Origin of the sequence: Sanguibacter hominis ATCC BAA-789 (assembly GCF_012396185.1) — a bacterium.
In the GTDB taxonomy this organism is placed as follows: domain Bacteria; phylum Actinomycetota; class Actinomycetes; order Actinomycetales; family Cellulomonadaceae; genus Flavimobilis; species Flavimobilis hominis.
Genome location: NZ_JAAXOW010000001.1, coordinates 407,563 through 429,064 on the forward strand (window position 1 = coordinate 407,563; position 21,502 = coordinate 429,064).

Below are 21,502 nucleotides of genomic sequence, written 5' to 3' on the forward strand. Positions count from 1 at the left end.
GTCACGGTTCGAGCCCTTCGAGGATCTCGGTGACGAGCGCCGCGACGGGCGAGCGCTCGGACCGCGTGAGCGTCACGTGCGCGAACAGCGGGTGCCCCTTGAGCTTCTCGATGACCGCGGCGATCCCGTCGTGCCGCCCGACACGCAGGTTGTCCCGCTGCGCGACGTCGTGCGTGAGCACGACGCGGGAGTTCTGCCCGATGCGCGAGAGCACGGTGAGCAGGACGCCACGCTCGAGGGACTGCGCCTCGTCGACGATGACGAACGCGTCGTGGAGCGAGCGTCCGCGGATGTGCGTGAGCGGGAGCACCTCGAGCATGTCGCGTGCCATGACCTCCTCGACGACCTCGCGCGCGACGACGGCCCCGAGCGTGTCGAAGACTGCTTCGGCCCACGGGTTCATCTTCTCGGCCTCGGTGCCCGGGAGGTACCCGAGCTCCTGCCCGCCGACGGCGTACAGCGGCCGGAACACCATGATCTTGCGGTGCTGCCGCCGCTCGAGGACGGCCTCGAGCCCTGCGCACAGGGCGAGCGCCGACTTGCCGGTGCCCGCGCGCCCGCCGAGCGACACGATGCCGACCGACTCGTCCATGAGCAGGTCGATCGCGACGCGCTGCTCGGCGCTGCGCCCGCGCACACCGAACACCTCCTGGTCCCCGCGGACGAGCTGGACGTGCTTGTCGGCCGTCACGCGGCCGAGCGCAGAGCCCCGGGGCGAGTGCATGACGACGCCCGTGTTGACGACGAGGTGCTCCGGCTGGCTCACGGTCGTGAGGTCGAGGTCGGCGAGCTCGACCGACTCGGCTTCCCAGAGCGCGGCCATCCGGTCGGCGTCGACGTCGATCTCGGTCATGCCGGTCCAGCCCGTGTCGACGACGAGCTCGTGACGGTACTCCTCGGCGGCGAGCCCCACGGCGGACGCCTTGACGCGCATCGGCAGGTCCTTCGACACGACCGTGACGTCGTGCCCCTCGGCGCCGAGGTTGGCGGCGACGGCGAGGATGCGCGAGTCGTTGTCGCCGAGGCGGAAGCCAGCCGGCAGCACCTCGGGCGAGACGTGGTTGAGCTCGACGCGCAGCGTGCCGCCCAGGTCGCCCACGGGGATGGGGGCGTCGAGCCCGCCGTGCTCGACGCGCAGCTCGTCGAGGAGCCGGAGGGCGCTCCGCGCGAAGTAGCCCAGCTCAGGGTGGTGGCGTTTCGCCTCGAGCTCGGTGATGACGACGATCGGCAGGACGACGTCGTGCTCCGCGAAGCGCAGCATGGCGCGCGGGTCGGAGAGCAGGACGGACGTGTCGACGACGAACGTCCGGCGAGGATCTTCGGGGGGTGGGGCCCCTGCGTTCGTGCGGCGGGGGGCGCGCTGCGCCGAGGATCGCGTGCTCGGATCGGTCATGTCCGGCTCCCGGGGTGCGGGACGACGGTGTGTCGTCCGTCACACCACAAGTTACGCCCGTGTCATTCGTCTGGCGAGGGTGCCCGCGTAACCATCACGTGAACAATCGACCGGTGCGACGGCGACCGGCGCTCACTAGGCTCGACGCCATGGCCGAGCTGCACGACCTCACCGCTCTCGAGCTCGCCGCGGAGATCCGCGAAGGCGAGACCTCCCCCACTGACGTCGTGCGCCACGCGCTCGACCGCGCCGAGGCGCTGGGACCTCAGGTGGGCGCGTTCGTCACGCTCGCGCCCGAGCGCGCCCTCGCGGAGGCCCGAGAGGCCGAGGCGGTCCTGCGGGCCGCGACCGACACCGACGCGCTGCCGCCCCTGCTCGGCGTGCCGTGCCCCGTCAAGGACCTCAACGCCGTCGCGGGCGTCCCGATGTCTGCAGGGTCGCGTGCTCTCGCCGGCTACGTCCCCGAGCACGACGACGGGATCGTCACCCTCCTCAACCAGGCGGGCACCGTCATGCTCGGCAAGACGACCACCCCCGAGCTCGGCCTGCCCTGCTACACGGAGCCCGACGGGCAGGCGCCCGCCCGCACGCCCTGGGACCTCACCCGCTCCGCGGGCGGCTCGTCGGGCGGCGCTGCTGCCGCCGTCGCCGCACGCATCGTCCCCGTCGCGCAGGGAAGCGACGGCGGTGGCTCGATCCGCATCCCCGCGAGCGCGTGCGGTCTCGTCGGGCTCAAGCCGAGCCGCGGCCGCATCAGCCCGGGACCGTACGCCATCGACGGCGCGGGCCTCGCGACGCTCGGCTTCCTCACGCGCGACGTGCGCGACACGGCCGCGCTCCTCGATGCGACGGCGCGGCCGTGGCCCGGGGACACGTTCGAGCTGCCACCCCCGACGATCTCCTTCCTCGAGGCCGCACGGCGTCCCCCGGGGCGACTGCGTGTCGGCATCCTGACCTCGCCGGTGATCGCCGACGACGCTCCGGTGCACCCCTCGTGCCTCGCCGCGGTCGCGGCGGTCGCGGACGTGCTCGTCGAGCTCGGTCACGACGTGTCCGAGGCGCCTGTGCCGTTCCCGGCCGAACGCTGGGGGGCGTTCCGGGCGCTGTGGTCGGTCATGGCGCTGCAGGCGCCCGTCCCGGCGGACCGCGAGGAGCTCCTCGTCCCCCTCACCCGCTGGCTGCGTGAGCAGGGGCGCGCGGTGACGGGACTCGAGCACGCCCAGGCGGTCGCGGCGGTGCAGGTGCTCACGCGCGAGATCGCGCGGAGCTGGGCGGCGTTCGACGTGATCGTCTCCCCGACCCTCGCCCAGCTCCCGGCGCCCCTCGGCGCCTTGCGCGACGACACGGACCCTGCGGGTGACTTCGCCGCGCAGACGCGCTTCACGCCCTGGACGAGCGTGTGGAACCTGTCGGGCCGCCCGGCGATCTCGCTCCCCGTGGCGATGCACGACGACGGCGGCACCCTGCTGCCGGTAGGTGTGATGCTCGGCGCCCGGTACGGTCGTGAGGACGTGCTGCTCGGTCTCGCGCGGACGCTCGAGGAGGTCTTCGGCTGGCAGGACAGGCGCCCGCCGGTCGCCTAGCGGCAGGTGTCGGGACGAGTCGCGGGTGGCTCAGGCGCCTGCGGTCTGCTGCACCTGCGCGACGATCGAGCGCGCCCACTCGCGCACCGCGTCCATGTCACGTCGGTCGCCCTGCTTGCCACGGGCCGCAGCGATGATCGCGCGCTCCGCGAAGTTGAGCACGTTGAGGTCCAGCCGGCCGGAGAAGTGCCGGTGCCCGACGGCGCCCGTCGCAGTCATCCGCTCGTGCGTCTCGGCGGGTCGGTTCGACCCCTTCGCGGGAGCGTCCGCGAGACCGGACGAGAAGAGCCACACGGTCTTCGTGAGGAGCTCGTCGGTCAGACGCTCGACGAGCTCGCGCGCCTCGGGCAGCCAGCGGCCCGTGTAGATCGCCGATCCGACGATCACGACGTCATAGTCAGAGACCGAGGTGACGTCCTCAGGGGCGATGAGGTCGCACTCGATCCCGTTCGCGCGGATGGTCTCGGCGACGACCTCGCCGATCTCCAGTGTCGCGTTGTGACGAGATGCCACAGTCACGAGTGCCCTCATTAAAGTTCTCCTCACAGATGCCGAATGGATACGACCCCTCGCATTCCGTATCCATCCTCGCCGGGCGACACGACGGCTGTGTGGGCCGTATGTCCCGACGGGAAGTGACGTACGCCCCGTCGGGAATCTCCCGTCCGACCTGCGTGTGCGCTCGGCTGAGCCTCAGCGGGCGAGCCTCAGAGGTCGAGCCTGCGACCCGGTCCGCGCCGGGGAGCGTGCGGGTCTCCCGGGCGCGGTGGTGCCACGGGCATCCAGCGCTGCGGCTCCGGCTCGACGTCGGGCACGCGCTCGGGCGGCAGGCTCCCCACCGGTGCGGCAGCCCCCGGGTAGGGCGGGGGCTCGAGGACGCGACCGTGCGCCGCCGGGTCGACCGGCGGGGCGGGGCGGGGCGCTGCAAGCGGAGGCTCCGGCCGAGGCGGCACGCCAGCGTCCTCGGCGCCTGCGTAGACCTGAGGGAACGAGGCCGCGAGGCGCGGGTCGTACCCCTCGGGGACCGTCGCGGTCGCCAGGTGCGACGTCGGGAACCTCTGCGCCGGACCGCCCGCTCGCGCCCCGCGCGCCTGCGCGGCCGCGATCATCGCGACCTCGACACCCACCTCGCGGCGCGCCATGCGCTCGAGCCTGCGCTGGTTCATCGCCCACGCGTGCACGACCGACGTGACCCGGAGGATCCAGATGACCGCCGAGACGGCGATCTCGTCAGCGGTGCCGAAGAACAGCCCTCCCCCGCCGAGCGTCCCGCCGCCCAGGGCGACGAACCCCCACACCCAGGCCCAGAGCTCGTACCGGCCCTTCTCCTCCGGGTCGAGGTTGGCGCGCATCCAGAACCAGACGAACGACAACGTGCCGAGGGACAGCAGCGGGACCAGCAGGAGCCAACTCTTCGGGCGGGTCCAGGACGGGTCGGCGAGCCGCTCCTCGACCGTGCGCACGTGGTGCCCGTACATCAGAAGACGACCTTCCGGCCGCCGCCGTCAGGGCCTGCGTCGAGGGGCGACGCGCCGTGCGGCCCGATCGGCGCGAGCGGCTCGTCGGAGACGGTCGCCGCGACCGCGCGGCTCGCAGCCCACTCGCGGATCGTGGCGACCTGCTCGGCCTGCGTGACGGAGAGCGGCACCGTCGAGACGACGGCACGCTGGAGGTCCTGCACGCTCAGCGCACGGCGTTCCGCGTACGCGTCGAAGCACGCGGACACGACAGCCTGCTCGATCTCCGCGCCCGAGAACCCGTCCGTGCCTGCCGCGAGGTCCGCGATCAGCTGCTCGGTCACGAGAAGGTCGCCACCGAGCGCGTCCCCGTCGCGCAGCCGCCGCCCCAGGTGGAGGGCCCAGATCGTGCGGCGCTCGGAGTCCGTGGGGAGGTCGACGAAGAAGATCTCGTCGAAGCGCCCCTTGCGCAGGAGCTCGGGCGGCAGCGCGTCGATCTTGTTGGCGGTCGCGATGACGAACACCGACGAGCTCTTCTCCTGCATCCAGGTGAGGAACGTGCCGAAGACGCGCTGGCTCGTGCCGGAGTCGCCGCTCTGCGCGCTCGTCGCGGAACCGAAGCCCTTCTCGATCTCGTCGATCCACAGGATCGACGGCGCGACCGCCTCGGCGAGCCGGAGCGACGCGCGCATGTTGAGCTCGGACGACCCGACGAGGCCCGAGAAGATCTTGCCGACGTCGAGCCGCAGGAGCGGCAGGCCCCACAGGCTGGACATGCACTTGGCGGTCAGCGACTTCCCGCAGCCCGGCACGCCCGTGATGAGCACGCCCTTCGGCGGCGAGATGCCCCAGCGTGCCGCGTCCGGGAGCCACGAGCCGTTGCGCTTGGCGAGCCAGCGCTTGAGGTTCTCGAGCCCGCCGACGTCGTCGATCGAGCCGGCCGGCGGCACGAACTCGAGGAGGGCGGACTTGCGGATGGTCTGGCGCTTCTCGTCGATCACGCGATCGATGTCCGTGACGTCGAGGATCCGGTCGCCGGCGATCGCGCGGGCGAACGCGTTCTCCGCCTCCCACCGCGTCAGGCCGCGCGCCGCATGGACGAGCCGCACCTTCTCCTCGGGAGTCAGCCGGTTCTGGATCCCGGCGGCGTTGGCCTCGATGATCGCGTCGAGGACCTCCTCGATCTCGTCCGTGTCGGGCAGCGGGAGGTCGACGACGGACACGACCTTCTCGAGGTCCGGCGGCAGGTCGAGGCCCGGGGAGACGATGACGAGCGTGTGCGGGACGTCGCCGACCTTGAAGGCGGCGGCGACGTCGAGGATCGCGCGGACGAGGAGCGCGTCGGGAGACTGGCCGTCCGACCCGAGGAAGTGGTGCAGGTCCTGGAAGACGAAGATCGTGGGACGGGTCATCCCCGCGGCAGCGGCCAGCGCGGCCTCGGCGACCTGCGGGCGTCCGGGGTCGCCCGGGTAGTGCAGCCCGCGACTGACCGAGTAGCACATGACCTGGCGTGCGCTGCGCAGCGCGGTCGGGTCCGTCGCGATCGACTGGACAGCGCCGATCACGCGCTCGGCCTCGTGCGTCTCGACGACGAGCACAGGGTGGCGCGCACGGATCAGGTCGACGAGCGTGTCCCTGAAGCTGGCCGAGCTCCCCATCCCTGTCCCCTTCTCGCGTGGCAGACCGCTGCGCGCGCGTGCTGCGGGCCGCGCGTGCGGCGGCCGTCGTCAGCGCAGTCACGGTACCGCAGCGCACCGCGGTCGAACAGCGCACCCCAGCGGTAGGTTTGCCCCATGGCCACGCTCTTCACCAAGATCATCGACGGCGAGATCCCGGGACGTTTCGTGTGGGCCGACGACCGCGCGGTCGTCTTCTCGACGATCGCGCCGATCACCGCCGGCCACGTGCTCGTCGTCCCCCGCGAGGAGGTCGCCGAGCTCACGGACGCGGACGACGACCTGCTCGCGCACCTCGTGCGGGTCGCCAAGGTCGTCGGCAACGCGCAGAAGTCAGCCTTCGACGCCCCGCGCGCCGCCCTGCTCGTCGCAGGGTTCGAGGTGCCGCACCTTCACCTGCACGTCCTGCCCGCGTGGGGAGAGGCCGAGCTCTCGTTCACGAATGCGCGCCCGGACACCCCGGGCGGAGAGCTCGACGCCGCGGCGGAGCGGCTGCGCGCTGCGCTCCGCGAGGCGGGCGAGGACGAGCACGTGCCCGCGTCCCTGACCGCGCTCGACCCGATCGGCTGACATTCGGACAGCCGGGTGCAAGTCACGACGGGCAACTACAGTCGTCCACGTGAGTGACAAGGAAAACGCCCAGGCCCCGTCCGAAGACCGTCGCCACGCACGTCACGAGCTCCCGGACGAGCTGCGTGCGGACGTCCGCCTCCTCGGCGGGCTGCTCGGGCGTGTCCTGACCGAGTCCGTCGGCCCCGACCTCCTCGACGACGTCGAGAAGCTGCGGTCCCTCACGATCGCCGCGTACTCCGACCCGTCCCCCGAAGCGATCGCAGCCGCTGAAGACCTCATCGAGACGTTCTCGCTGCAGCGCGCCGAAGAGGTCGCGCGCGCGTTCCTCTGCTACTTCCACCTCGTCAACCTCGCCGAGGAGCACCACCGTGTGCGCGTGCTGCGTCGCCGCGAGGCCGAGGGCGAGACGCACGGCGACTCGCTCGAGCACGCCGTCGCACAGCTGCGCGAAGAGATCGGCGACGAGGAGACGACGCGCCGCATCCAGGGGCTCGAGTTCCGCCCGGTCCTCACCGCGCACCCGACCGAGGCACGGCGTCGTGCGGTCGCTGCCGCGATCCGGCGCGTCACGGAGCTGCTCGCCGAGCGTGACACGGTCGCCCTCGGCGGCATCAGCCTCGCCGACAACGAGCGCCGCCTGACCGCGGAGATCGACGCGCTGTGGCGCACCTCCCCGCTGCGCTCGTCGAAGCCGTCCCCGCTCGACGAGGTCCGCACGGCGATGTCGACGTTCGACCAGACGCTCTTCGAGGTGTTCCCCGAGGTCTACCGCCGCTTCGACCAGCTCCTCTCGGGCCCGGACGCGGGCCGGGTCGCACCCGTCGTCCCGCCGTTCGTCCGGCTCGGCACCTGGATCGGCGCGGACCGCGACGGCAACCCCAACGTCACCGCGACGATCACGCGCCAGGCGGCGGCGATCGCGAACGAGCACGTGCTCATCGCGCTCGAGCAGGTCGCGACGCGCCTCGGACGCTCCCTGACGCTCGACGCCGACACGACGCCCGCGTCCCCCGCGCTCGACAAGCTGTGGAAGTCGCAGCAGGTCATCGCCGAGGAGCTGACCGCGGACATCGCGATGCGCTCGCCGAACGAGCCGTACCGCCGCGTGCTGCTCGTCATCGCGCGCCGGATCTCCGCGACGCTCGCCCGCAACGCGGACCTCGCGTACGACAAGGCCGAGGACCTCCTCGCGGACCTCCTCGTCGTGCAGGGCTCGCTCGTCGAGGCCGGCGCCCCGCGCGCGGCGTACGCCGAGCTGCAGCAGCTCATCTGGCAGGTCCAGACGTTCGGCTTCCACCTCGCCGAGCACGAGATCCGCCAGCACTCCCAGGTCCACCGCGAGACGCTCGCAGAGATCGCGGAGAAGGGCGCCGACGGCGACCTGTCCGACCGCAGTCGCGAGGTGCTCGACGTCTTCCGCGCGATCGCCTCGATCCAGAAGCGCTACGGCGTCCCGGCCGCACGCCGGTACATCGTGTCGTTCACGACGAGCGCCGAGGACCTCGCGAACGTCTACGAGCTCGCCCGGCACGCCCTCGGTCAGGACGCCGAGCTTCCCGTGCTCGACGTCATCCCCCTGTTCGAGACGTTCGCCGACCTCGAGGCCAGCGTCGACGTCCTCGAGGAGACGATCCAGCAGCCCGCCGTCCGCGAACGGCTCGCCGCGACCGGCCGCCGCCTCGAGGTCATGCTCGGCTACTCGGACTCGTCCAAGGACGTCGGCCCTGTCTCCGCGACGCTCGCGCTCTACGACGCGCAGAGCCGCATCGCCCAGTGGGCGCGGCGCAACGACATCACCCTGACCCTGTTCCACGGCCGTGGCGGCGCGCTCGGCCGTGGCGGCGGCCCCGCCAACCGCGCGATCCTCGCGCAGCCACCGCACTCGGTCGACGGCCGGTTCAAGCTGACCGAGCAGGGCGAGGTCATCGCGGCACGCTACGGCCACCCGGTCATCGCGGCCCGCCACATCGACCAGGTCGCGGCCGCGACGCTCCTCGCGTCCGCGCCGAGCATCGAGGAGCGCAACGCAGGCGCAGCCGAGAAGTTCCGCGACCTCGCGGACGTCATGGACGCCGCGTCGCGCGACCGGTTCTTCGAGCTCGTGAAGTCGCCGGGCTTCCCGCAGTGGTTCGCCCAGGTGACCCCGCAGGACGAGGTCGGGCTGCTGCCCCTCGGCTCGCGCCCGGCCAAGCGCGGACTGTCGATGAACTCCCTCGACGACCTGCGCGCCATCCCGTGGGTCTTCGCGTGGACGCAGGCACGCATCAACCTCACCGGCTGGTTCGGCCTCGGCACCGCGCTCCAGGCGATCGGCGACCCCGAGAAGCTGCGTCAGGCGTACGAGGAGTGGCCGCTCTTCGCGACGATGATCGACAACGTCGAGATGTCGCTCGCCAAGACCGACGAGCGCATCGCCCGCCGGTACCTCTCCCTCGGTGACCGCGAGGACCTCTCCGAGCTCGTGCTCGACGAGATGCGCCTGACGATCGAGTGGGTCCTGACGACCACCGGCCGTTCGCGGATGCTCGCAGACATGCGGGTCCTCGGCCGGGCCGTGCAGATGCGCAGCCCGTACGTCGACGCGCTCTCGCTCATCCAGGTCCGCGCCCTGCGGGTGCTGCGCCTCGACGACACGCGCCCCGAAGAAGAGGTTGCCCGCATCAAGCGGCTCCTCCTGATCACCATGAACGGTGTCGCAGCCGGGCTGCAGAACACCGGCTGACACTGGGCCGGGCGCGGCCCCGGCGGAAAGAAGCAACGAGATGGGCCGGGACCACGCTGACGTGATCGACCGGGTGACGTGGCGTGCCGTCGTCGTCTGGTCGATCGCGGTCGTCGCGTACGCGATCGCGGTGCTCGCGCGCAGCTCGCTGTCCGCGACCGGCGTCGAGGCCGCGCTGCGCTTCGAGACGTCCGCCTCCGCCCTGTCGATGTTCGCGGTGCTCCAGCTCGCCGTGTACTCCGGCATGCAGATCCCCGCAGGCATCTTCCTCGACCGGTACGGGGCACGGGTCGCGATCACCCTCGGGTGCGCCCTCATCGCCGCCGGGCAGGTCGCGATGGCGTTCGCCTCGTCCGTCCCCGAGGCGGTCGGGGCGCGCGTGCTCGTCGGAGGCGGCGACTCGTTCGTGTTCATCTCCGTGGTCCGGCTCGTGCCGGCGTGGTTCCCGCCGCGCGCCGTCCCGCTGACGACCCAGCTCACCGGGATGCTCGGCCAGCTCGGCCAGCTCGGCAGCCTCGTCCCGTTCGTCGCCCTCCTCGACGCCCGCGGCTGGCCGACAGCGTTCGTCACCGCGGGCGCTCTCGCCGCCGGCATCGCAGCGCTCGTCGCGATCGTCGTGCGCGACGGACGGGCACACGTCGTCGTCGACCTGCCTGACGAGCCGCCGCCCGCACGCCCGGACGGGCGCGCGGCCCCTGCCCCGGTGCGTCCGCCCACGATGCGCGAGACCTGGCGCAACCCCGGCACACGCGCGGGCTTCTGGGCGCACTTCGTCGCACCGTTCCCCACCTACTCGTTCGTCCTGCTGTGGGGCTCGGTCTACATGACCCGCGCAGAAGGCCTCAGCGCCGAGGCGAGCCTCGGGGTACTCAACCTGTACGTCGTCTCGTGCCTCGTCATGGGGCCGGTCCTCGGCGTCCTCGCGGGCCGCTTCCCCGGCCGCCGCCTCGTGCTCGTCCTGAGCGTCGTCGCGGCCCAGGTGCTCGCGTGGGCGATCGTCCTCGCGTGGCCCGGACGCGCCCCGCTCGCGACCCTGCTGGTCCTCGCGACGACGATGGGCGCAGCCGGTCCAGGATCACTCCTCGGCTTCGACTACGCGCGCGAGACCAACCCGCTGCGCACGCTGGGGGTGTCGACAGGAATGGTCAACACGGGCGGGTTCATCTCGACGCTGACGATCATGCTCCTCGTCGGCGTGGCGCTCGACCTGGTCGGTGAAGGTACCCCCGACCTGATCACGGACCGCGGCTTCACGCTCGCGTGGCTGACGTTCATCCCGCTGTGGGTCCTCGGCATCACGAACCTCGTGCGTGCCGACGGCCGCCTGCGCCGTGCACAGGCGGCCGTCTGACCGTCCCGGTCCGGGCTGTCAGCGCAGCCCGTCGGCGTGCCCCAGCCGCCCCTGCGCGCGCGTCTGCGCGATCATCAGGCGCAGCGCCTCGACGACGAGGGCGTGGTCGTCCATCTGGGGCAGCCCCGACACCGTGACGGTGCCGACCATGCCCACGCTCTGCACGAGCACGGGGAACGAACCGCCGTGCGCCGCGAAGCGCGCCTCGTCGAACCACGGGTCGTCCTCGATCCGTCGACCGTTCAGGCGCGGGCGCAGGCCCACGAGCAGCGAGGGCTCCCCGTAGTGCAGGACCGTGGCGGTCTTGCGACGGATCCAGTCGGCGTTGCTCCGCTTCGCTCCGGGCATCGCGACGTGGAACAGGACGTGGTCGCCGCGCGAGATGTCGATCGCGACAGGAAGCTCGCGCTCCTCCGCGAGCCGCACGAGCGTGAGCCCGAGCCTGCGGGCGTCGTCTGCCGTGAACGAGGCCAGGTGCAGCTCGGCCATCTCCGCCTCGATCTGCGAGATCGCTGCGGCGATCTCCTCGGTGTCCTTCGGATATTCGGTCATGGTCACTCCTCGGGTCGAACCTGCGGTTTGCGCGCTGACGGGTCACGAGGCTGCGACGGCAAGCACCTCCCCCTGCCGGGCGGCGCGGCGTGCGGTCTCGAGCACGTCGAGGACGGCCGCGGCGTCGGTCACGCTCACGGGCGCGGGGGCGCCCTCGTGGAGGGCGCGGGCGACGCCCGCGTAGAACGCCGGGTAGTCCCCCGCGTGGACCGGCCGCGTCGAGCGCTCGGGTCCCGCGACGACGTCGGCGGTCGCGGGCGTCTCGGCGACGCCCCACAGGGAGCCGTCGTCGGCGAGGCCGTCACCGACCGGGACGCGACCGGCGCGCAGCGCGTCCTCCTGCGGGTCGAGCCCCCACGTGACGATCGCCGCCTTCGAGCCGACGACGCGGAAGCGTGGGTTCTCGTGCGCGGCGACGGCGCTCATCCACAGGTGCGACCGCACGCCACCGGTGTGCGTGAGGGCGACGAACGAGTCGTCGTCGGCCTCGACGCCGTCACGACGGACGTCGCACTCGGCGTACACGCTCGCGACGGGGCCGAAGAGCTGGACCGCCTGGTCGACGAGGTGCGCGCCGAGGTCCCAGAGCAGGCCGCCCGCCATCTCTGGGGCCGCCGTCTCGCGCCACCCGCCCGTCGCGACCGGGCTCCACCGCTCGAACCGCGACTCGAACCGGCGCACTTCTCCGAGCAGCCCGGACGCGACGGCGTCGCGCACCGTGAGGAAGTCACCGTCCCAGCGACGGTTCTGGAAGACGGTGAGCAGCAGCCCGCGGGAGCGGGCGAGCGCGTCGAGCTCGCGCGCCGCACGCGCTCCCGGCGCGACGGGCTTGTCGACGACGACGGCGAGGTCCCGCTCGAGCGCGGCACGCGCGAGCGGCACGTGCGAGTCGTTGGGCGTCGCGACGACGACGAGGTCGACGTCGAGCCCCCACAGGTCGTCGACCGTGGGGACGACCCGCGCACGCGGGTACCGCGCGGCCGCAGCGGCCGCCCGCCCAGCCCGGGAGGTGACGATCGCGGACAGCTCCAGACCGGGTGTCGACGCGATCAGCGGGGCGTGGAACGCCTCCCCCGCGAGCCCGTACCCGATGAGGCCTACCCGTGCGTCCTTGCGTGCCACGTCGTCCATGCCGTGCCTGTCCTCCGTCGTCGTCGACCGGTGCCACCTCCATCTTCGCCCACGTGAGGGCCCCGTATCCATCCGTGGCCGGCGGCCGTAGGCTCGACAGGTGCCTCGTACCTCCGTCCCCCGCCCCGGTCGCGCGCGCTCGCGGCGCCTCGCGGCGCTCGGCGCGCTCCTCCTCGTCGCGACCGCCGCGTGCGGACCGGGCGCCCCGACCGCGCCCGCGTCCCCGTACAGCGACTCCGAGGGCCGGTACCACGTGCCCGTCCACATGGTCGACATGCGCTTCGAGCCGTCCACGATCGTCGTGCCGGACGGCACGCACCTCGTCGTCGACCTCGAGAACACGGACGGCATGCCCCACGACCTCGTCCTGCAGGACGGCACCACGTCAGGGCTGCTGTCGCGCGGTGAGAAGGCGACGGTCGACGTCGGGACCGTGACCGGCGCGATCGAGGGATGGTGCTCGGTCCAGGGCCACCGGGCCGCAGGGATGGTGCTCGGCATCAGCGTCGGCTGACGCGCGCAGGGGACCATCGACCCGCGGAAACCCGCCGCACGGCCGCAAGACTGGCGAGCAGGAACAGTTGGCGTACGCGGGAGGGAGCACCGTGCGGGAGGTCCTGGTCGTCGGTGCGACCGGCATGCTCGGCTACCACGCGACGACAGAGCTCGTCAGGCGGGGGTACGCCGTCACGGGCGTCGCCCTCCCCGAGCCGGGAGCCGCGCAGCTCTTCCCCACGGGCGTCGAGCTCGTCCTCGAGGACCTCAACGCCATGTCGGACGGCCAGCTCGCGAACCTGCTCGCCGGCAAGCACGCGGTCGTCTACGCGGCAGGCTTCGACGACCGGGTCGTCCCCGACAGCCCCGCCGCGCACTTCTTCTACGAGGTCAACGTCCGCCCGGTCCAGCGCGTGGTGCGCGTCGCCCGCGCGACCCGCGTCTCGCGCTTCGTCCTGTTCGGGTCGCACACCGTCGAGTGGGGCGAGATGTGGCCCGAGCTCGGGTTCCGGACACGCAACGGCTACCCCCGGACACGCTTCGTGCAGGAGGAGGTCGCGGTCCTCGAGGGCGAGGGCTCGATGACCGTGACGGTCCTGCGCCTCCCGTACGTCTTCGGCACGACCCCGAACCGGCCGTCGCTGTGGCAGGTGTTCGTCGACCGCGTCGCCGCGCAGCAGGGCGACGTCGTGGTCCAGGGCGGCTCGACGTCGTCCGTCACCGTCCGCCAGGTCGCGCAGGCGACCGTCGGCGCGATCGAGCGCGGCGAGCACGGGGGCCGGTACTCGATCAACGGCTACGACCTGTCCTACGCGGAGCTGCACCGCGTCATCTGCGGTGAGCTCGGACGCGACCCGGGCGACGTCGTCGTCGCGCCGCTCGAGTCGCAGCTCGCGAGCATGGAGCGCTACGACATGGCGACCGCGTCGATGGGCAAGGAGCACGGCATCCACATGGCTGACGCGGTCCGCTTCCAGGACCGGCACGCGTGCACCCCGACGCGCCTGACCCAGGACGTCCTCGGCTACGAGGACGACGACGTGCCCGCTGCGATCACCGCGACCGTCCGCGAGTGCGTCACCCGGAGGGCGGGGCGGGGCGCCTGAGCGCCTCACGAGGCGAAGGGGCACCCTGCGCACGCGACCGACGCGAGCGGCGACGACGCCGTCGGGCAGGACGCGCAGCCGTCCACGGACGTGCGCCCGGACACCATGACGAGACCCAGCCGACGCGCGAGGTCGAGCGCCGCGTCGACCGCACCGAGATCGACGCCGAGGTCCGCGGCGATCCGGCGCGCCGTCGCACCCTCCCCGGCGCGTGCGACGACGTCGGCCACGAAGCCCTGGCTGGTCGTCACCACCACAGCCTCCCGACCTGGAACACCGCGACCGCGAGGAGCCACGCCGTGACGAGCTGGATCGCGACCGCGACCGCCGTACGGCGCGCGCCCAGCAGGCGAGCCTGCTCGGCGACCGTCGCGAGGCACGGCGTGTAGGTCAGGACGAAGACGAGGAACGCGATCGCGGCGACACCGCCGTGGCCACCGGAACTCTCGTCGAAGGACGCGCGCAGGCGCTCCGCGAGGCTCCCGCCGTCTGCCGGGTCCTGCGGCTCGTCGACCGCGAACGACTGTGCGAACGACCCGACGACGACCTCCTTCGCGACGAAGCCCGTCGCGAGCGCCGCCGTCGCGTGCCAGTCCCCGAAGCCGGCCGGCCCGAACACCGGCGCCGCGGTCTGGGCCGCCCACCCGTACGCGCTGTCCCCCACCGGGACGTCCGCGACCTGGTGCTCGCCCGTGACCGGGACAGCCTGCAGGAGCCACACGACCGTGAGGGTCAGGACGATGATCGTCCCCGCCTTGCGCACGAACGCCTCGACCCGCTTACCTGCGGACAGCAGCAGCGCTCGCAGGCGCGGCCGCTGGTAGGCGGGCAGCGCGATCACGAGCGGCTCGCGGCCGAGGTCCCGGAAGACCGTGCGACGCAGCACGAGACCCACCACGACCACCATGAGCACCGACACGACGTACATCGCGAGCACGACCGTGCCGGCGTGGTCAGGGAAGAACGCCCCCGCGAGGAGCACGTACACGGTCAGCCGCGCCGCGCACGACGTGTACGGCACGAGGAACGCCGTGAGCGTGCGCTGCCGGGCGTCCGGGAGCGTGCGGGTCGCGGCGAGCGCCGACAGGTTGCACCCGAACCCGACGACGAGGGGCAGCACCGCGCGGCCGTCGAGACCGATCGCGCGCATCGCACGGTCGGCGACGAACGCGGCCCGGGCGAGGTAGCCCGAGTCCTCGAGCAGCGCGACGCCGACGAACATCATCCCCATGAGCGGCGCGAACGACAGGACCGTGCCGAGGCCCGCGACGAGGCCGTCGACGACGAGCCCCTCGAGCCATGCCGGCCCTGGCATCACGTCGGCGAGGAGCCCTGCGAACCAGCCGCCCACCGCCCGGTCGACGAGGTCCATGAGCGGCGCGGCGACCGACGTCGCGACCTGGAACGCGAGCCACATGACCACGAGCAGGACGGGCAGGCCGACCCACGGCTGCAGGAGCCACCGGTCGACGCGGTCGGTGACGCTCGGGCGAGCCATCTCAGGGACGTCGACGACCGCACGCTGCACCTCGTCGACCCAGGCGAAGAGCACGTCGGCGTGCGCGAGCTCGGCCTCGAGGGAGACCGACTGCCGGGGCTCGGCGCGCACGGGGGCCGAGCGCGCGACGAGCGCCGCGAGGGACGTGGTGCTGGACGTGTCCGCCGGACCGGCCGTGGCCGCGCCGTCGAGCACGCGCAGCACCTCGCGGGCGAGCGCGTCTCCTCCGCGGCCGCGGCGCGGGTCGATCGCGACGACCGGCACGCCCAGCGTCTCCGCGAGCGCGTCGGCGGGGACGGGCGCGCCTGCGCGCGCGGCGACGTCGTTCATCGTCACGGCCACGACGACCGGCACGTGCTGCTCCGCGACCTGAGCGAGCAGGTACAGCGAGCGCGGCAGGGCGGACGCGTCGACGAGCACGACGACGACATCGGCACGGTCGGGCCCGCGGTCGGCGACGGCGGCCGCGGTGACCTCCTCGTCGGGCGACCGCGCGAGGAGCGAGTACGTGCCGGGCAGGTCGGTCAGCCGCACCGGGCGGTCGTCTGCGCTCCACGTGCCGCGGTGCAGCTCGACTGTCGTGCCGGGGGCGTTCATGACGTGCTGACGTGAGCCGGTGAGGAGGTTGAAGAGCGTCGACTTGCCGACGTTCGGGTTGCCGACGAGGAGGACCGTCGGGACGTCGAGGGTCCGCGCCTGCGTTGCTCCCGCGGGCTCGTGGCAGCTCATGAGGCCTCGGCGGGGAGGTGCACGCGGATCGCGCGGACGGTGGGCCCGTCGACGCCGAGCCGCATGCCGGTCGTCACCCCGTGCGACGCGCTCGCTCCGGGCGTGCCCAGCGCGAGCACGCGACCGCCGAAAGCGGCACGGTTGAGCACGCGGACCGTCGCACCCGGGCGCAGCCCGAGCTCGCCCAGCCGGAAGGTCACGTCGGCGTCCGCACCGACGTCGACCGAGGCGATGCGCGCCGTCGCTCCGACGGGAAGGTCCACGAGGTCCATGCGCCGAACGTAACGCTGAGGTAAGGCTAACCTCCTGGGACGGAGGTCCCGGGGGCTACTCGAAGCGCGTCGTGTCCCCCGCACCCGCACGTGCCACGACAGGGTCGCCGTCCGAGAAGTCGACGACGGTCGTCGGCTCGGTGCCGCACTCCTCTCCGTCATCGACGATCGCGTCGAGCACCGCGTCGAGCTCGTCCTTGATCCGCCACCCCTCGGTCATCGGGGCTTCGTCACCGGGCAGGATGAGCGTCGAGCTGAGCAGCGGCTCACCGAGCTCGCTCAACAGCGCCCGCACGACGGGATGGCTCGGGATGCGCACACCGACGGTCTTCTTGCGGGGGTGCGCGAGGCGCCTCGGCACCTCTTTCGTCGCCGGCAGGATGAACGTGTAGGGGCCGGGGGTCGCCGACTTGACCGCACGGAACGCCTTGTTGTCCACATGGACGAACTGGCCGAGCTGCGCGAAGTCCGCGCACACGAGCGTGAAGTGATGGTCCGGACCGAGGCCGCGGATCTTGCGGATCCGGTCGGCACCGTCATGGTTGCCGATGCGGGAACCGAGCGCGTAGCAGGAATCGGTCGGGTAGGCGATCACGGCGTCGTCCTGGAGGAGCGCGACGACCTGCGCGATCGACCGCGCCTGCGGGTCACGAGGATGCACGTCGAAGTAGCGAGCCATGATTCAGCGTAGCCCTGGGCCCCGGCTCCCCGCACCGCCGCCAGACCGCCCGCCACCCGCTCCGCTGCGGCCGCGCGGGTCGTGCGACCCGAGCGCCCACGGCGCTCGGGCGAGACACTGGGGGCATGAGCCCCGATCCCTCGACCACCGAGATCGCGGACGTCTCCGTCGTCGACGCGCACGACGTCGCGCGCCGTCTCGGCACCGACCTCGCCACCGGCCTGTCCTCGGTCGAGGCAGCAGCGCGGCTCGCCCGCGACGGCGCGAACGAGCTCGCTCCCCCGGACCGCGTGCCCGCATGGCGCAAGGTGCTCGCCCAGCTCCGCGACCCGCTCGTCGTGCTGCTCCTCGTCGCGATCGCCGTGTCGTTCGTCGCATGGCTCGTCGAGGGCGCCCAGGGCGTCCCGTTCGAGGTGATCGTCATCGCCGTCATCGTCATGGCGAACGCGGTGCTCGGCTATGCGCAGGAGGCGCGCGCCGAGGCGGCGGTGGCAGCGCTCGCCGACATGAGCGCCGCCCACGCGACGGTCGTGCGCGACGGCGAGACCCGGTCGGTCCCCGCCGCCGAGGTCGTCGTCGGCGACCTGCTCGTGCTCGGCGAGGGCGACACGGTCGCCGCCGACGCGCGCCTCGTGTCGGCGGCCGCGCTGCGCATCGCCGAGGCATCTCTCACCGGCGAGAGCGAGCCCGTGCTCAAGGACCCCGCGACCCTGCCTGCGCCCGCGGCCCTCGGCGACCGGCTGTGCCTCGTGTTCTCCGGCACCGCCGTCGCGCAGGGGTCCGGGCGCGCCGTCGTCACGGCGACCGGGATGCGCACCGAGATGGGTCACGTCGCCGACCTGCTCGCGTCGACCGTCGAGGAGCCGACGCCCCTGCAGCGCGAGATCTCCGGCGTCGGCAGGATGCTCGGCGTGGTCGTCGTCGTGATCGCGCTCGTCGTCGTCGTGACGATCCTCGCGACGTCGCACGTCCGCACCCTCGACGGCCTCGTGACCGTCCTGCTCCTCGGCGTCTCGCTCGCCGTCGCCGCCGTCCCTGAAGGGCTTCCCGCGATCCTCTCGGTCGTGCTCGCGCTCGGCGTGCAACGCCTCGCCAAGCGGGGCGCGATCGTCAAGAAGCTGTCGTCCGTCGAGACCCTCGGCTCGGCGACGGTCATCTGCTCGGACAAGACCGGGACGCTCACCCGCTCCGAGATGACGGTCGAGCGTGTCGTGACCGCGTCGGGCGAGGTGACGTTCACCGGCGAGGGGTACGCCCCCGAGGGCCAGGTCAGGGTCCCCGACGACGACGCACCCCTGACCCCCGGCACGCACACCGAGCTGTTCCTCGAGGTCGCGATGGTCCTCGGCGGCGGCTCCCTCGCCAACGACTCGTCGCTGCGCCGCGACGGCGACCGCTGGGTCGCGCAGGGCGACCCGACCGAGGTCGCGTTCCACGTCGCCGAGCGCAAGCTCGGCACGACCGAGACCCGCACCGCACGCTTCGAACGGGTCGGCACCGTGCCGTTCACGTCGGAGCGCAAGATCATGTCGACGCTCGAGGCGGACTCCGCGCCGGACGCCGCCGACCATGCGCTCGTCACGAAGGGTGCCCCCGACGTCCTCCTGGACCGCTGCACGCACCAGCGCGTGGGCGACGACGTCGTCCCTCTCGACGACGCGGCGCGGGGGCGCGTGCTCGCGCACGTCGACCGCCTCTCCGACATGGCGCTGCGCACTCTCGCGGTCGCGTACCGCCCGCTCCCCGACGTCGCCGACAGCCTCGACGACGACGCGCTCGCCGAGCTCGAGCGCGAGCTCGTCTACGTCGGCATGGTCGGCATCATCGACCCGCCGCGCCCGGAAGCCGCGACGGCGATCGCCGAGGCGCACCGCGCCGGGATCCGCATCGTCATGATCACGGGCGACCACCCGCGCACCGCGGGTCGCATCGCCGGCGACCTCGGCATCGTCGAGCCTGGGGCGCGCACGCTCACCGGGACCGAGCTCGACGAGGTCGCCGCCCAGGGGCCCGACGCCGAGGCGCAGGCCGTGCGCGACGTCTCCGTCTACGCGCGCGTCGCCCCGCGGCACAAGATCGAGATCGTCGACCTGCTCCAGGCCGACGGCGAGACGGTCGCGATGACGGGCGACGGCGTCAACGACGCGCCCGCCCTCAAGTCCGCCGACATCGGCGTCGCGATGGGCATCACGGGGACCGAGGTCTCGAAGCAGTCCGCGACGATGATCCTCGCCGACGACAACTTCGCCACGATCGTCGACGCCGTCCGCGAGGGACGCGGCATCTTCGACAACATCCGCAAGTTCTTGCGCTTCCTGCTGTCGTCGAACATGGGTGAGGTCGCGACCGTCTTCTTCGGTGTCGTCCTCGCAGGCGTGATCGGCCTCGCGAGCGACGACGGCACGCTCGTCCTGCCGCTGCTCGCGACCCAGATCCTCTGGATCAACCTGCTCACGGACACCGGCCCCGCGCTCGCGATGGGCGTGGACCCGGCGACCGAGGACATGATGGCGCGCCGCCCGCGGCGCCGCGACGAGCGCGTGATCGACGGGCGCATGTGGCGCGACGTCCTCGTGGTCGGCGCGGTCATGGGTGCCGTGTCGCTGCTCGCGATCGACCTCGTCCTGCCCGGCGGCCTCGTCGAGGCACCCGCCGCCGTCGCCGGTGCAGGCACCCTCGAGGCCGCGCGCACCGCCGCGTTCACGGTGCTCGTGCTCGCGCAGCTCTTCAACGCGTTCGCGGCGCGCTCGGAGACCGTCTCCGCGTTCCACGGGGCGTTCGCGAACCGCTGGCTGTGGGGCGCGACGATCCTCGCCGTCGTGCTGCAGGTGATCGTCGTGAACGTGCCGGCGCTGGGCGAGGCGTTCGGCACCGCCCCCCTCACGGGGATGCAGTGGCTCGTGTGCGTCGGCCTCGCGAGCACGGTCTTGTGGGTCACCGAGCTGCGCAAGGTCTTCCTGCGGGCGGCAGACCGGCGCCGGGCGTGAGCCTGGGCCGCCAGGCCGCCGGGACGGTCAGCCGCGCAGGCGCGCGACCGTGTCGGCGAGGACGTCGTGGAACGTCGGGAAGGTCTTCTTCACGCACGCCGGGTCGTCGAGCGTGACGCCCTCGGCACGCAGGCCTGCGATCGAGAAGGCCATCGCGATGCGGTGGTCGCGGAACGTCTCGACGTGCACCGGCTGGTACTCGCCAGGGTAGATCTCGATCCAGTCGTGCCCCGTCTCGACGCGGATGCCCGCGCGACGCAGGTTCGAGGCGCACGCCTCGAGGCGGTCGCACTCCTTGACCCGGGTGTTGTAGACGTCCTCGATGCGCACCGGCCCGTCGGCGAACGGCGCGATCGCGGCGAGCGTCGGCATCGTGTCGGAGATGTCACGCATGTTGACCGTGAGGCCGCGCAAGGTACCGATGCCCGTGACCGTCGTCGCGGCCTGCGTCCTCTCGACGTGCGCGCCCATCTGCTCGAGCACGTCGACAAAGGCGAGGTCACCCTGCAGGGCACCGGCGCCGAGGTGCGGGACGGTGACGCTCTCACCGAGGAGAGCCGCGGCAGCGAAGAAGTAGCTGGCCGACGACGCGTCGGGCTCGATCGCGTACTCGCGCGCGACGTAGGGCTGCGGGCGGACGCGATAGGTGCGACCGTCGACGTCGACCTCCACGCCGAACGCGCGCATCATCTCGGTGGTGATCCGCACGTACGGGACCGAGACGAGGTCCGTGACCTCGATCGTCATGCCGTCGCGCGCGAGCGGCGCGACGAGCAGGAGCGCGGTGAGGAACTGTGACGACGTGCCCGCGTCGAGCGTGACCGTCCCGCCGGGCAGGGCGCCCGTCCCGACGACGGTCACGGGGTGGTGGTCGGGCTCGCCCGGGAACTCGAGCTGCGCACCGAGCTCCGTGAGCGCGTCCGTCAGGGGCGCCATGGGGCGGCGGCGCATCTGGTCCGACGCGTCGAAGCGGAACGTGCCCGTGCCGGTCGTGGCGAGCGCGGGCAGGAAGCGTGCCGTCGTCGCGCCGTCGCGGCAGAACACCGCGACGTCGTCGACCTGCGGGCCGGTCGCCGAGCCGTGGATCGTCCACACGCTGCTCGTCACGTCACCGGTCGTCCGGGTCCCCTGCTCGACGACGTACCCGAGCGCGCGCAGTCCCTCGACGAACGCTTCCGTGTCGTCGGAGAGCAGCGGGTCGACCAGCGTGGTCTCGCCGCCCGCAGCGGCCGCGAGCAGCAGGGCGCGCGCGGTGATGGACTTGGAGCCGGGGATCTGGACGTGGACCACGCCTCGGA

General features: G+C 72.7%; 18 protein-coding genes. 7 read left to right on the forward strand and 11 right to left on the reverse strand.

The genetic code is table 11. The features are described from left to right. Position 1: 1 nt before the first annotated feature. On the reverse strand, positions 2 to 1,393 hold the full coding sequence (gene phoH2 / locus HF995_RS01940) for an RNA 5'-3' helicase PhoH2 (RefSeq protein ID WP_168446128.1): 1,392 nt from the start codon (positions 1,391 to 1,393) through the stop codon (positions 2 to 4). A 149-nt stretch (positions 1,394 to 1,542) separates the two neighbouring features. Between phoH2 and HF995_RS01945 the strand changes: the two genes are divergently transcribed. Then, entirely contained in the window at positions 1,543 to 2,976 is a 1,434-nt protein-coding gene (locus HF995_RS01945) for an amidase (protein ID WP_168446129.1), read from the forward strand. Between the two features lie 30 nt (positions 2,977 to 3,006). Here the strand turns inward: HF995_RS01945 and HF995_RS01950 are convergent, their stop codons facing one another. From HF995_RS01950 to HF995_RS01960, 3 genes are all read right to left on the reverse strand, one after another. Further along, positions 3,007 to 3,507 carry a flavodoxin domain-containing protein gene (locus HF995_RS01950; protein ID WP_168446130.1) on the reverse strand — a complete coding sequence of 167 codons (501 nt, stop codon included), beginning with the start codon at positions 3,505 to 3,507 and terminating at the stop codon, positions 3,007 to 3,009. A 176-nt stretch (positions 3,508 to 3,683) separates the two neighbouring features. After that, entirely contained in the window at positions 3,684 to 4,454 is a 771-nt protein-coding gene (locus HF995_RS01955; RefSeq protein WP_168446131.1) for a hypothetical protein, read from the reverse strand. Further along, positions 4,454 to 6,091, reverse strand: coding sequence for an AAA family ATPase (locus HF995_RS01960; RefSeq protein ID WP_168446132.1), 1,638 nt, complete (start codon positions 6,089 to 6,091; stop codon positions 4,454 to 4,456). Before HF995_RS01960 ends, HF995_RS01955 begins: the two co-directional genes overlap by 1 nt. Before the next feature lie 135 nt (positions 6,092 to 6,226). On the opposite strand from HF995_RS01960, the gene HF995_RS01965 reads away from it, so the two are divergent. The 3 genes from HF995_RS01965 to HF995_RS01975 are packed head-to-tail and all read left to right on the forward strand — an operon-like array spanning position 6,227 to position 10,755. Continuing rightward, complete coding sequence (locus HF995_RS01965; RefSeq protein ID WP_168446133.1) at positions 6,227 to 6,679, forward strand: HIT family protein; 453 nt, start codon at positions 6,227 to 6,229, stop codon at positions 6,677 to 6,679. Positions 6,680 to 6,728: 49 nt separating this feature from the next. After that, on the forward strand, positions 6,729 to 9,404 hold the full coding sequence (locus tag HF995_RS01970) for a phosphoenolpyruvate carboxylase (RefSeq protein ID WP_168446134.1): 2,676 nt from the start codon (positions 6,729 to 6,731) through the stop codon (positions 9,402 to 9,404). A 40-nt stretch (positions 9,405 to 9,444) separates the two neighbouring features. Next, on the forward strand, positions 9,445 to 10,755 hold the full coding sequence (locus tag HF995_RS01975) for an MFS transporter (RefSeq protein WP_168446135.1): 1,311 nt from the start codon (positions 9,445 to 9,447) through the stop codon (positions 10,753 to 10,755). Between the two features lie 18 nt (positions 10,756 to 10,773). Here the strand turns inward: HF995_RS01975 and HF995_RS01980 are convergent, their stop codons facing one another. After that, complete coding sequence (locus tag HF995_RS01980; RefSeq protein ID WP_168446136.1) at positions 10,774 to 11,307, reverse strand: heme-degrading domain-containing protein; 534 nt, start codon at positions 11,305 to 11,307, stop codon at positions 10,774 to 10,776. 42 nt (positions 11,308 to 11,349) lie between these two features. Then, a complete protein-coding gene (locus HF995_RS01985; protein WP_168446137.1) occupies positions 11,350 to 12,438 on the reverse strand; it encodes a Gfo/Idh/MocA family protein in 1,089 nt (362 codons plus the stop codon). A gap of 100 nt (positions 12,439 to 12,538) precedes the next feature. Here HF995_RS01985 and HF995_RS01990 point away from each other — a divergent pair, with 100 nt between their 5' ends. Further along, positions 12,539 to 12,952, forward strand: a complete 414-nt coding sequence (locus HF995_RS01990) for a cupredoxin domain-containing protein (protein WP_168446138.1) — start codon at positions 12,539 to 12,541, stop codon at positions 12,950 to 12,952. Between the two features lie 91 nt (positions 12,953 to 13,043). Next, positions 13,044 to 14,039 (forward strand): NAD-dependent epimerase/dehydratase family protein, encoded by a 996-nt coding sequence (locus HF995_RS01995; protein WP_168446139.1) that lies wholly within the window; start codon positions 13,044 to 13,046, stop codon positions 14,037 to 14,039. A gap of 5 nt (positions 14,040 to 14,044) precedes the next feature. Here the strand turns inward: HF995_RS01995 and HF995_RS02000 are convergent, their stop codons facing one another. The 4 genes from HF995_RS02000 to HF995_RS02015 are packed head-to-tail and all read right to left on the reverse strand — an operon-like array spanning position 14,045 to position 17,217. Next, positions 14,045 to 14,290 (reverse strand): hypothetical protein, encoded by a 246-nt coding sequence (locus HF995_RS02000; protein ID WP_168446140.1) that lies wholly within the window; start codon positions 14,288 to 14,290, stop codon positions 14,045 to 14,047. Next, entirely contained in the window at positions 14,287 to 16,266 is a 1,980-nt protein-coding gene (gene feoB / locus HF995_RS02005; protein ID WP_168446141.1) for a ferrous iron transport protein B, read from the reverse strand. The genes HF995_RS02000 and feoB overlap by 4 nt, the downstream gene beginning before the upstream one ends. Then, positions 16,263 to 16,538 (reverse strand): FeoA family protein, encoded by a 276-nt coding sequence (locus tag HF995_RS02010; RefSeq protein WP_168446142.1) that lies wholly within the window; start codon positions 16,536 to 16,538, stop codon positions 16,263 to 16,265. The genes feoB and HF995_RS02010 overlap by 4 nt, the downstream gene beginning before the upstream one ends. Before the next feature lie 55 nt (positions 16,539 to 16,593). Further along, entirely contained in the window at positions 16,594 to 17,217 is a 624-nt protein-coding gene (locus tag HF995_RS02015; protein WP_168446143.1) for an L-threonylcarbamoyladenylate synthase, read from the reverse strand. A gap of 125 nt (positions 17,218 to 17,342) precedes the next feature. On the opposite strand from HF995_RS02015, the gene HF995_RS02020 reads away from it, so the two are divergent. Continuing rightward, positions 17,343 to 20,204 carry a cation-translocating P-type ATPase gene (locus tag HF995_RS02020; protein ID WP_168446144.1) on the forward strand — a complete coding sequence of 954 codons (2,862 nt, stop codon included), beginning with the start codon at positions 17,343 to 17,345 and terminating at the stop codon, positions 20,202 to 20,204. A gap of 27 nt (positions 20,205 to 20,231) precedes the next feature. Here the strand turns inward: HF995_RS02020 and aroA are convergent, their stop codons facing one another. Continuing rightward, positions 20,232 to 21,494 (reverse strand): 3-phosphoshikimate 1-carboxyvinyltransferase, encoded by a 1,263-nt coding sequence (aroA, locus tag HF995_RS02025; RefSeq protein ID WP_168446145.1) that lies wholly within the window; start codon positions 21,492 to 21,494, stop codon positions 20,232 to 20,234. Between the last annotated feature and the right edge of the window lie 8 nt (positions 21,495 to 21,502).

Bases quoted from the DNA above. Each gene is read 5' to 3' on its own strand.
- HF995_RS01965 (WP_168446133.1), top strand. From the start codon at position 6,227: ATGGCCACGCTCTTCACCAAGATCATCGACGGCGAGATCCCGGGACGT.
- HF995_RS01980 (WP_168446136.1), bottom strand. From the start codon at position 11,307: ATGACCGAATATCCGAAGGACACCGAGGAGATCGCCGCAGCGATCTCG.
- feoB (WP_168446141.1), bottom strand. From the start codon at position 16,266: ATGAGCTGCCACGAGCCCGCGGGAGCAACGCAGGCGCGGACCCTCGAC.
- HF995_RS01985 (WP_168446137.1), bottom strand. From the start codon at position 12,438: ATGGACGACGTGGCACGCAAGGACGCACGGGTAGGCCTCATCGGGTAC.
- HF995_RS02010 (WP_168446142.1), bottom strand. From the start codon at position 16,538: ATGGACCTCGTGGACCTTCCCGTCGGAGCGACGGCGCGCATCGCCTCG.
- HF995_RS01955 (WP_168446131.1), bottom strand. From the start codon at position 4,454: ATGTACGGGCACCACGTGCGCACGGTCGAGGAGCGGCTCGCCGACCCG.
- HF995_RS02020 (WP_168446144.1), top strand. From the start codon at position 17,343: ATGAGCCCCGATCCCTCGACCACCGAGATCGCGGACGTCTCCGTCGTC.
- HF995_RS01960 (WP_168446132.1), bottom strand. From the start codon at position 6,091: ATGGGGAGCTCGGCCAGCTTCAGGGACACGCTCGTCGACCTGATCCGT.
- phoH2 (WP_168446128.1), bottom strand. From the start codon at position 1,393: ATGACCGATCCGAGCACGCGATCCTCGGCGCAGCGCGCCCCCCGCCGC.
- HF995_RS01950 (WP_168446130.1), bottom strand. From the start codon at position 3,507: ATGAGGGCACTCGTGACTGTGGCATCTCGTCACAACGCGACACTGGAG.
- HF995_RS01975 (WP_168446135.1), top strand. From the start codon at position 9,445: ATGGGCCGGGACCACGCTGACGTGATCGACCGGGTGACGTGGCGTGCC.
- HF995_RS02015 (WP_168446143.1), bottom strand. From the start codon at position 17,217: ATGGCTCGCTACTTCGACGTGCATCCTCGTGACCCGCAGGCGCGGTCG.
- HF995_RS01945 (WP_168446129.1), top strand. From the start codon at position 1,543: ATGGCCGAGCTGCACGACCTCACCGCTCTCGAGCTCGCCGCGGAGATC.